Origin of the sequence: Saccharothrix sp. CCNWYY140 (genome assembly GCF_037401995.1) — a bacterium.
Classification (GTDB): Bacteria; Actinomycetota; Actinomycetes; order Mycobacteriales; family Pseudonocardiaceae; genus Actinosynnema.
On the sequence record NZ_JBBEGC010000189.1, the window covers coordinates 1 to 10463 of the forward strand.

A 10463-nucleotide genomic window follows, 5' to 3' on the forward strand; every position below is an offset into this window, starting at 1 on the left:
AGCCCTTCGGGCAGGCCATACGGGGATGACACAAGCAAGAAGCCCAAGTTGCGCTGTGTCCTCCTCGGCGGACTGCCGCTTGCCGGCTCCGCCGAAGGCCGCGCTGCGCGCGGGGGTGGTCTATCGGCACCAAGAGGTGACTGTGGACTCGAAGTTTGGGAACTCTGTTCGGGCTTCGGTTAGGACGTCCATGCCGGATTGCTGGTGGTCTGGGGCGAACTTTTCCGCGATTTCGCGTAGTTCCTCGTTGGGCTCGCCGTCGTGGTCGGCGTACTCGACGGCTTCCATCGGGCCTGTGCCGTCGGCTAGGAGCCACAGGAATGCTGCCAGGTTCTTTGCGACTACGCCTACTGCGCCCTCGGAGCCGAAGAACACGACTGGCTGGTCGGTGAGAGGGACGTTCTTGCGGATGGTCCAGAACATGGCTAGGCCGCCGGTGCCGTCCTGGCCGAAGACTCGGAACTCGGAGCCCTCCAGGTCCTGGTTGCCGGTCCATGCCTGGATCCAGGACTTGGTTTCCTCGGCGGAGGAGAACTCCGTGTAGGGCTCGAAGTCGATGCCGTCGTCGTAGTCGAAGGTGCACTCGGCCACGGCGGCGAGGGCGGGCGGGAACCGGTGATCTTCCGTCACCGGGCCAGGTTAACCGCCCGCTCCTCCGCGTCCGGCGATCAGGTGTTGAAGGCGCGGACTACTGCTGCCATGTCCTCGGCGTCTCGGTGGTCGGCGGCTACGCGGTACTGCTCGTGCAGGGCGCGCATGAGGCGGTCGTCTGTTCCTGCTGCGCGCATGGCTTCCAGGATCAGGTCTGCGTCCTTCACCGCGCCGTCGATGCCGAAGGACGGGGTGAAGTCGCCGGCGATCATGGCTCGGCCCTTTGCCTGCGCGTAGCCGCTGTCGGTGGGGCCGCCTGCGATGGTGTCCAGGAACGTCTCCGGCGCTAGGCCCAAGCCCCTGGTCAAGGCCACGGCCTGCGCGGTCGCGGCGGTGATCGACAGGACCCACGAGTTGGCGGCCAACTTCAGGCGGTGGCCGTCGCCGGGGCGCTCCCCCACCCAGACCGTCCTTGACCCGATCGCCTCGAAGACCGGTGCGACCCTGTCCCGTACGGCCATCGGGCCGGCGGCTAGGACAGTAAGTTTGCCCTCCTCGGCGGGCTTGCGGGTGCCTAGCACGGGTGCGTCTACGAAGGGTGTGGAGCCGGCCAGGGTTGCCAGGCGCTGGGTGCCCTCCAGGCCTACCGTCCCGGACTGGACCCACACGACCTCGCCGGACAGGTCCAGTTCTTGCACGACCTCCGCCGTCGAGTCGGCGTCGAACAGCACGGTCAGCACTACGTCCGCGTCGGCCACCGCCTCGGCGGGTGTGTCTGCGACCCGTGCGCCGGCCTCGGCCAGCGGGGCGGCCTTGTCGGCGCTGCGGTTCCACACCGCCACGTCCAGGCCCGCTCGCAGCAGGCTGCGCGCCATGCCCGTGCCCATGATCCCCGTGCCCAACACCGCAACAGACTTCGTCACCGTGGAAACCCCAATCCCTTGTCCAGTAAGGACGAATCTGCCACCGGAACGCGGAGTCCGCATCCCGTCCGGCGGGACTGGTGGTGATCATCACCGGGAGTTCACCCGATGTCGCCGACCAATTCCTCCGCCGCGGCGATGGCGGCCTTCTGGTGGGGTTGCAACTCCTGCTGTCCCTGGTGGTCGAAGTTCGGCGCGAACGGGTCCTCCAAAGGCACCTCCACGCCGGCCAGCACCTCGATCACCGCGTGCGCGCAGAACGGCACGTACACCGGGTCGTAACCACCCTCGTGCGCGAACGCGATCCTGCCGCCGCACAGGTCCGCAGCCGCGTCGACGAGCATCCGTGCGATCTCCCGGTAGCCGGACGCGGTGACCATCATGCGGGCGAGCGGGTCGACGGCGTTGGCGTCGAACCCGGCCGCGACCAGGATCAACTGCGGTCGGAACCTCCGCAGCGCGGGCAGCACGACCCTGCGCACGGCCTCCAGGTAGCCGCCGTTGCCGGTGCCCGGCGGGAGCGGCAGGTTCAGGGTGTAGCCGTGGCCAGCGCCGGTGCCGCGTTCGGTCACGTGTCCCGAGTCGGGCGGGAACACGCGGTCCTGGTGGACGGAGACGGTGAGCACGTCCGGGTCGTCCTCGAACGCGGCTTGGGTGCCGTTGCCGTGGTGGACGTCGATGTCCACCACCCCGATCCGCTCGACCCCGCGCGAGCGGCGGGCCGCTTGGGCCGCTATGGCGACGTTGCCCAGCAGGCAGAAGCCCATGCCGACGTCGGCCAGCGCGTGGTGGCCGGGTGGGCGGACCAGGGCGTAGGCGTTGTCCACGTCGCCGTCCACGACGGCCTCCACCGCACGGACCACGCCGCCCGCCGCGAGCCGTGCGATGTCCAGGCCGCCGGGGCCGAAGGGGCTGCCGCCGTCGCCCGCGTCGCCGCCGGTGTCGTTGGCCGCGACCAGGCGGGCGAGGTGGCCGGGTGTGTGCACGGCGAGGATCTCCTCGTCCGTGGCCGGGCGCGGGGTCAGCCGGGTGAGGCGGTCGAGGAGGCCGCTGACCACGACCAGTTCGTGCACGCGCCGCTTGGCCCCGGCGTTCTCGAAGTGGCGGTGCGGCTGGAGGCCCCGCCGGGGGTCGGCGGGCACGAGGCCGGCGTGCGTTCCGGTGTCGTGCCAGCCGTACAGCTCGTGGTAGACGTAACCCGTCGACATGCGGCGAATCCTGGTCGCGGCGCTCGGCCGCGGTCTTGTCCCGCAGCGCTTGGACGTTGACCGACCGCGAACGTGCGCTCATTCCCAACTCCGGTACACCGCAAGGCAAGACCGGGCGGTGGTGATTTTTCGATACTCGGCGCCATGACCTCACACCCCCTCGACCCCTTGACCGCGGCTGAGATCGCGCAGGCGCGGGCCGTGCTCGTGGCCGCCGGTCGGGTCGGTCCGACGACCCGGTTCCCGAGCGTGCTGCCCGTCGAGCCGCCCAAGGACGCGGTGCGGCGGGGGCTGCCGGTCGGCCGGCGGGTGCGGGCGGTGCTGCTGGACACCGCGACCGGCGCGGTGGCCGAGGCCGTGGTGGACGTGACGGCGGGTGTGGAGGAGTCCTACCGGCCGCTGGACCCGGAGAAGCACGGGCAGCCGGCGGTGCTGTTCGAGGAGTACGACCGCAGCGCCGACCTGGTCCGGGCCGATCCGCGCTGGCAGGCGGCGATGCGGCGGCGCGGGGTGGAGGACTGGTCGCTGGCCTTCGTCGCGCCGCTGTCACCGGGGTTCTTCGACGAGCCGCTGCTGCGCGGGCGGCGGGTTCTCCGGGCGTTGACCTTCCTGCGCGACCACGTGGACGACAGCCCGTGGGCGCACCCCGTGGAGGGCCTGCTGTGCGAAGTGGACCTGGTCGCCGGCGAGGTGCTGGCGGTAACCGACTCCGGTGACGTGCCCGTGCCGACGGAGCACGGCAACTACACGGGGGTGCCGCCGCGGACGTCGTTGAAGCCGATCTCCATCACCCAGCCCGAGGGCGTGAGCTTCACCGTGTCCGGGAGCGAGGTGAGCTGGGAGGGGTGGACGTTCCGGATCGGCTTCAACGCCCGGGAGGGGTTGACGCTGCACCGGATCGCGTTCGGCGGCGACCCGGTGGTGTACCGGGCGTCGGTGGCGGAGATGGTCGTCCCGTACGGGGACCCCGAGCCGTGGCGGAACTGGATCAGCTACTTCGACGCGGGCGAGTACCTGCTGGGCAAGAACGCCAACTCGCTGCGGCTGGGCTGCGACTGCCTGGGCGTGATCCACTACTTCGACGCGGTGCTGGCCGACGACCACGGGCACCCCACGTCCATCCCGCAGGCCATCTGCATGCACGAGGAGGACCACGGGGTGCTGTGGAAGCACACCAACATCCTCACGAGCGCGTCGGACGTGCGGCGAGCGCGGCGGCTGGTGGTGTCGTCGTTCAGCACCATCGGCAACTACGACTACGGCTTCTTCTGGTACTTCTACCTGGACGGGACGATCGAGCTGGAGGCCAAGGCCACCGGTGTCGTGTTCTGCGGCGCGGGTGCGCCGGGACCTCATGGTGAGTTGGTCGCGCCCGGTCTCGTGGCCCCCGTGCACCAGCACCTGTTCTGCGCCCGGCTGGACACCGAGGTGGCCGGGCCGTTGAACACCGTGGAGGAGGTCGACTTCGTCGGCGTGCCCACCGGCCCGGACAACCCGCGCGGCAACGCGTTCACCACGACGTCGACCGTCCTGGACCGCGAGTCCTCGGCGGCCCGCCTGGCCGATCCCCTCCGAGGCCGGACGTGGCTGGTGCGAGGGGCCGATGTGAACCGCCTGGGCCAGCGGCGTTCATACCAGCTCGTACCACGGCCGGGTCCGGTGCTGCTGGCCCAGCCGGACGCGACCGTGGCGGGACGGGCGGCGTTCGCGTCCCGACACCTGTGGGTGACCCGGTTCCACGAGGACGAGCGCTACCCCGCCGGCGACTACCCGAACCAGCACCCGGGCGGCGCGGGCCTGCCCGCGTGGAGCGCCCAGGACCGGCCGCTGGTGGACGAGGACGTGGTGCTGTGGCACGTCTTCGGCCCGACGCACCTGCCCCGGCCGGAGGACTGGCCGGTGATGCCGGTGGACTACAGCGGCTTCTCGTTCCGCCCGGCGGGCTTCCACGACCGCAACCCGACCCTGGACGTGCCGGACCTGGCGTCGGCCGGGTGCGCCCACTGCCCGCCGGGGGAATGCGGCTGCGGGCAGTGAGATCGTCGTCGACGCCCGACTTCGGTATTTCTACGGACCGCTGAACGCCCTCCGCCCGGCCACTCTGTCCTGCCTGGGTTCCGCAGCCCATCGCAGATCCGGAAGGAACACATGAGGAAGCAGCTCCGCGCGGCCCTCGCGACGGCCGCCCTGACCGCGTCCGCGCTGACGGGCTGCGGAGGCGGTGGCGACGACACCATCCGCATCGGCGCCATCGCCGGGCTCACCGGCCAGTTCGTCACCGCCGAAGTGGTCAAGACCGCGCAGCAGGTGTTCGACGACGCCAACGCCAAGGGCGGCGTCGACGGCAAGAAGATCGAGTACATCGTCAAGGACGACGCCGGCGACCCACAGCGCACCGCCCAGGCCGCGCGCGAACTGGCCGACGCGGGCGTGGTCGTCATGGCCGGGTCGGCCAGTTTCACGGACTGCGACGTCAACGACTCCTTCTACCGGCAGGCCCGGATCAGCTCGGTCATGGCCGTCGCCGCGACGCCGAAGTGCTTCCAGAGCCCCGCCATCGCCCCGGTCAACGTCGGCCCGTTCACGCTGATGACCGCCGTGCTGCTGCACGCCTCGCAGAAGCTCGGCGACAAGAAGGTCTGCAACTTCACCGTCGTCCTGCCCGGCGGCGAGGAGGCCGTGACGGCCGCGCTGGCGCGGTGGGAGCGGTTGAGCGGGCTGGAGCTGCTGGTCAACGACCTGACCGTGCCGCAGAGCGGCGACCTGACCCCGTACCTGCTCAAGGCCAAGGAGGCGGGCTGCGAAGCGGTCCTGTTCAACCCGGCGGAGTCGCTGGTCGTGCCGTGGTTGCGGGCGGCCAAGGAGCTGGGCATGGACGACGTGGACTTCCTGCTGCTGGCCCCCGCCTACACCGACGGCGTCGCCAAGGCGGTCGGCGGGCTGGGCCTGAACGTCTACGCGGGCAGCGAGTTCGAGCCGTTCACCTCCGACAGCCTGGCCAACAAGGGCTGGCGGGCCGCGGTGACCCGGGCCGGCGCGCAGGCCACGGCGTTCTCCCAGGGCGGTTACCTGGCGGCGAAGGTCACCGTCGAGGTGCTGAAGACGGTCAAGGGCGCGGTCACCCGGGACTCGGTCAACGCGGCGCTGCGGGACATGACCCCCATCGAGGACCCGATGCTGGGCACGCCGTGGGAGTTCGGCCCCGGCGAGAGCCACGCGCCCAACCAGGGCTCCAAGATCGTCCGCCTCACCGGCCTGCGCTGGGTGGTCGTGGACGACACCTTCATCACCGTGCCGAACGCTTGAGAACCGAGAGGACACCCATGTGCCACGCTGACGAGTCGCGCCCACCGGCGCCGCCCGAGGCGACCAGTGCCGTCGCCGAGGCCGGTGAACTGCGGCTCACCTCCGCCGACGGGGCCACGTTCCTGGCCTACCGGGCCGTGCCGGAGACCCCGACCGGGGCGGGGGTCGTGCTGCTGCCCGACGTGCGGGGCGCGCACGAGTTCTACCGGGACCTGGCGCGGCGGTTCGCGTCCACCGGCGTCGCCGCGCTGGTCCTGGACTACTACGGCCGGAGCGCCGACGACGACGTGCGCGGCCCCGACTTCGACGGGTTCACGCTGGTCCAGAAGCTGGACCGGGAGCGGACGCAGGACGACGTCGTCGCGGCCGTGGACCACCTGGTGTCCGGCGTGCTCGGGCCGGTCAGGGCCGCGTTCACGGTCGGGTTCTGCGTGGGTGGGGCGATGTCGTGGGCGCAGTCGGCGTTGCAGCCCCGGCTCGCGGGCGTGGTCGGCTTCTACGGGCGGCCGACCGAGTGCCGGGAGCTGATCGGGGGCATGACCCGGCCGCTGCTCGTGCTGGCCGCCGGCGCGGACGTGCTGACCACGGTCGAGGACAACCGGGCGTTCGACGTCGAGCTGTCCGAAGCCGGTGTGCCGCACGAGTTCGTGCTCTACGAGGGCGCGCCGCACTCGTTCTTCGACGGTGCCCTGCCCGACCAGGCCGAGAACGCCGCCGACGCTTGGGCGCGGGTGTCGGCGTTCCTGCGCTCGCACACGTGATGCCGTTACACCCCGACGCGCGTGCGGTGGTCGAAGCGGCGGGCGGCGGGCTCGTGCCGGCGGGGCTTTCGGTGGCGGAGGTGCGGGCGAGGTTCGCGGCGCGGTGGCGTGCTCTGGTGAAGGCCCAGGACGTGGTGGACCGCGGGATTCCCGGGCCGGGCGGCGAGCTGCCGGTCCGGGTCTACCGCCCGCGCGGGGCCGGGCCGTTCCCGGCGCTGGTCTGGTTCCACGGCGGCGGGTGGGTGCTCGGGTCTCCGGCCGAGAACGACACCGCCTGCCGGGCGCTGTGTGACGCGGCGGGCGTGGTCGTCGTGTCGGTGGCCTACCGGCCGGCGCCCGAGCACCGCTTCCCCGCCGCCGTCGAGGACGCCTACGCGGCGTTGACCTGGGTGGCCGGGAACGGCGCGGAGCTGGGCACCGACGGGCGGATCGCGGTCGGCGGCGAGGGCGCCGGGGCCAACCTGGCGGCCGTGGTGAGCCTGATGGCCCGGGACCACGACGGGCCGCCGGTGCTGGCGCAGCTGCTGGCCTCCCCCGTCACCGCGCCGCCCGGGGACCGGAAGTCCTATGTGGAGTACGGGGACGGGTGTTTCCTGACGCGCGAGGACATGGAGTGGTTCTTCCGGCACTACGCGCGCGGCGAAGAAGACTTCGACGACCCGTACCTGGTCCCGTTGGCCGGGGAGTTGCGGGGACTGCCGCCGGCGTTGGTGCTGACCGCCGAGTTCGACCCGTTGCGCGACGAAGGCGAGGAGTACGCGCACCGACTGCTGGACGCGGGTGTGCCGGTGACGCTGGTGCGGTACGAAGGCCAGGTCCACGGGTTCTTCGCGCTGCTGGCGGACCGGCTGTCGGTGTCGGCCCAGGCGCACGCGCGGGCGGCGGAGGCGTTGCGGGCGGCGTTCGCGCAGGCCTTGGTCGTCGGCGAACCGGGGGTTGACCGGCAGCGCACCTGACGATCACTCGGTGTTGCCCGGGTCCGGCCGCCCACCGTAGGTTGTCCGCCTCTACCGGAGGAGGCGTGGGTGGACACCACGATGATCGCCTCGGCGGTGCGCATCGGCTCCGCCCTGGGCAGCGGCGGCGCGGTCGAGTGGGACGAGGTGTTCGCCGCGCTGCGCCAGGCGCTGCCCGAGCTGTGTGCGGTGCAGGTCACCGGCTGGGACCCGGTGACGCGCGGTTTCGCGGTGCTCGCCGAGGACGGCTACAACCAGCGCATCAGCCGGGAGTTGGCCCACGAGCTGCCCCGCACCCGCTGGGGCGGCCAGCTGTTCGACTCCGCGGTGCCGCTGCTCATGGACGACATGCCGCACAACTTCCGCGATTCGCCCCACTACCAGGAACGCCTGCGCCCCGCCGGGTTCGACGACGGCTTGTCGGCGGTGCTGCGGATCGGTCGGTCCAGGCAGGTCGTGGGTGTGCTGCACGCCAACGCGCCGGTGCGCGGCGCCTTCGACGAGACCGCCCGCGCGTTCACCGCGACCGTGGGCACGGCCCTGGCGCGGCGGGTGGACCCGTTGCACTGCCCCGGCCTGGACGCTTGGTTCGGTCCGGAGTGGACGGCGAGTTGGCTGGTCCCGGCCCCGGCCGAGGTCGCGGGACGTGCGCCCGCTCCAGTCGCCGAGGACGCCGGGCTGCGGGCGGTGGCGGAGGCGTTCGCCGGCCTGGGCCTGCGCACGGTGCCGTTCCTGTGGCCCGCGCGGGACGGGTGGTGGCGGGTGCGGCTGTTGCGGGTGGTCGAGGGACCTCGGGCCGGGGTGGTGGCCGCGTGCACACCGTTCGAGAACCCGTCCGGCCTGACCGCAAGGGAGCTCGACATCGCGACCGGGCTGGTGGCGGGCCTGTCGAACCAGGCGATCGCCGAGGCGCTGGTGGTGAGCAGGCGGACGGTGGAGACGTACGTGGAACGACTGCTGACCAAGCTCGACTGCCAGTCGCGCGGCGAGGCGGCGGGGGTGGCGGCCCGCGCCGGGTTCGTGCGGCCGGCGGTGGACGGGGTCGGCTCGCTGGCCCGGTTGACCCGCGGCGCCGACCCGTACTGGAGTTAGGCGGCGGATGTTTATCCGTGGTGCATCCAGATGCCCTTGACCTCGGTGTAGGCGTCGATCGCGTAAGGCCCCATCTCACGCCCCCACCCGCTCGACCGGAACCCACCCCACGGTGCTGCGGCGTCCGGGATGCACGCCATGTTCACGAACACTGCTCCTGCACGGATGCCGTCAGCGAGGCGGTGTGCGGTTCGCAGGTCGTTGCTCCACACCGAGGCTGCCAGGCCGTAGGGCGAGTCGTTGACGCGGTGCAGGAGTTCGTCTTCGTCGTCGTAGTCGAGGATTGCCAGGACGGGGCCGAAGACTTCTTCGCGGGCGATGGTCATGGTGTCGGTGACCGAGCCGAACACCGTGGGCTGATAGAAGTGGCCAGGGCCGTCGGGTGCGGTGCCGCCGGTGATGAGGTCTGCCCCTTCGGTGATCGCGCCTTGGACGTAGGAGTTCACGCGGTTGCGGTGTTCGGAGCTGACGAGTGGACCCAGGTCGGTGTCGGGGTGCAGGCCGGGGCCGAGGCGGAGTTGGGACGCTGCTGTCGCGAGTTTGGTGGTGAACTCGTCCTGGCGGCGGTGGTCGACGTACAGGCGTGCATAGGCCGCGCAGACTTGGCCGGTGTTGAGCAGTCCGCCTGCGATGGTGCCGGCTACGGCGGCATCGATGTCCGCGTCTCGGGCCACCACGGTCGGGGTTTTGCCGCCCAGTTCCAGGGTTACTCGCTTGAGGTCGTGCGCCGAGGCGGCGACGATCTCTCGGCCGACGGAGGTCGAACCGGTGAAGGAGACCTTGTCCACGTCGGGGTGGCGGACCAGGGCTTTGCCGGTCTCCGGGCCGCCGGTCACCAGGTTGACGACGCCGGGCGGGAAGCCTGCCTCCGCGCAGAGTTCGACCAGGCGGACGGTGGTGAGCGGGGTCTGTTCGGCGGGTTTGATCACGGTGGTGTTGCCGCAGGCGAGGGCTGGGGCCAGTTTCCACGCCATGATCATGAGTGGGAAGTTCCAGGGGGCGATGAGGGCGCATACCCCGACTGGCACGCGCTTGTCGTACTGGAGGGTGTTCGGGAAGGACACCTGCCGCACGGCACCGTCGATCTTGGTCGCCCATCCCGAGTAGTACCGGAAGTGCTCCACGGCTCCGGTGACACTGACATTGCGCGCGACTGGCAGTGGTTGGCCTTGGTCGCGGGTCTCCAGTTCGGCGAGCTTGTCCGCGTCCGCCTCAATCAGGTCTGCCAGGCGCCAGAGGAGGGTGGCGCGCTCGGTCGCGGGAAGCGCTTGCCAGGCTGGGAGTGCCTCGCGGGCGGCGGACACGGCTGCGTCTACGTCGGCGGCGGATGCTTCGGCTACCTCGGCGAGCGGTTCGCCTGTGGCCGGGTCGGTGGTGGTGAACGTGTCCGAAGCCGCCACCCACTGGCCGTTGATGTAGAGACCTGTCGCGCGCATGTCGACTCCCCTCTGACTGGCTGAACGCGGCCAAGTGTGCGGGGAGGGGCGGGCGCTGGGCTTGGCTCCGGGCGCACTGCCGTTGACGGTCGGCGCTCTCCTTTTGCCGCGCAAAGCGCGGTTCTTTGCGCGCGGAGCGCGCGGTAGGTGTTACCTACAAGTGGAGGGCCTCGGTTCCCCCACCGTATGG

General features: G+C 71.3%; 9 protein-coding genes. 5 read left to right on the forward strand and 4 right to left on the reverse strand.

Annotation, left to right across the window (positions count from 1 at the left end):
* Nucleotides 1-120: 120 nt before the first annotated feature.
* From WBN91_RS37415 to WBN91_RS37425, 3 genes are all read right to left on the reverse strand, one after another.
* Entirely contained in the window at nt 121-630 is a 510-nt protein-coding gene (locus tag WBN91_RS37415) for an SMI1/KNR4 family protein (protein WP_337729024.1), read from the reverse strand.
* A 38-nt stretch (nt 631-668) separates the two neighbouring features.
* A complete protein-coding gene (locus WBN91_RS37420) occupies nt 669-1514 on the reverse strand; it encodes an NAD(P)-dependent oxidoreductase (RefSeq protein ID WP_337729025.1) in 846 nt (281 codons plus the stop codon).
* Between the two features lie 101 nt (nt 1515-1615).
* Nucleotides 1616-2722 (reverse strand): class II histone deacetylase, encoded by a 1107-nt coding sequence (locus WBN91_RS37425; protein WP_337729026.1) that lies wholly within the window; start codon nt 2720-2722, stop codon nt 1616-1618.
* Nucleotides 2723-2866: 144 nt separating this feature from the next.
* Here WBN91_RS37425 and WBN91_RS37430 point away from each other — a divergent pair, with 144 nt between their 5' ends.
* The 5 genes from WBN91_RS37430 to WBN91_RS37450 all read left to right on the forward strand — a co-directional run bounded on the left by WBN91_RS37430 (nt 2867) and on the right by WBN91_RS37450 (nt 8837).
* Nucleotides 2867-4759: a primary-amine oxidase gene (locus tag WBN91_RS37430; RefSeq protein ID WP_337729027.1), complete on the forward strand. Its 1893-nt coding sequence runs from the start codon at nt 2867-2869 to the stop codon at nt 4757-4759.
* Between the two features lie 111 nt (nt 4760-4870).
* Nucleotides 4871-6028: an ABC transporter substrate-binding protein gene (locus tag WBN91_RS37435; RefSeq protein WP_337729028.1), complete on the forward strand. Its 1158-nt coding sequence runs from the start codon at nt 4871-4873 to the stop codon at nt 6026-6028.
* A gap of 17 nt (nt 6029-6045) precedes the next feature.
* Nucleotides 6046-6789: a dienelactone hydrolase family protein gene (locus tag WBN91_RS37440; RefSeq protein WP_337729029.1), complete on the forward strand. Its 744-nt coding sequence runs from the start codon at nt 6046-6048 to the stop codon at nt 6787-6789.
* Nucleotides 6789-7745 carry an alpha/beta hydrolase gene (locus WBN91_RS37445; protein WP_337729032.1) on the forward strand — a complete coding sequence of 319 codons (957 nt, stop codon included), beginning with the start codon at nt 6789-6791 and terminating at the stop codon, nt 7743-7745. The genes WBN91_RS37440 and WBN91_RS37445 overlap by 1 nt, the downstream gene beginning before the upstream one ends.
* A gap of 69 nt (nt 7746-7814) precedes the next feature.
* Complete coding sequence (locus tag WBN91_RS37450; RefSeq protein WP_337729030.1) at nt 7815-8837, forward strand: helix-turn-helix transcriptional regulator; 1023 nt, start codon at nt 7815-7817, stop codon at nt 8835-8837.
* Between the two features lie 11 nt (nt 8838-8848).
* On the opposite strand, the gene WBN91_RS37455 is transcribed toward WBN91_RS37450, so the two are convergent.
* On the reverse strand, nt 8849-10273 hold the full coding sequence (locus WBN91_RS37455) for an aldehyde dehydrogenase family protein (protein ID WP_337729031.1): 1425 nt from the start codon (nt 10271-10273) through the stop codon (nt 8849-8851).
* Nucleotides 10274-10463: the final 190 nt, after the last annotated feature.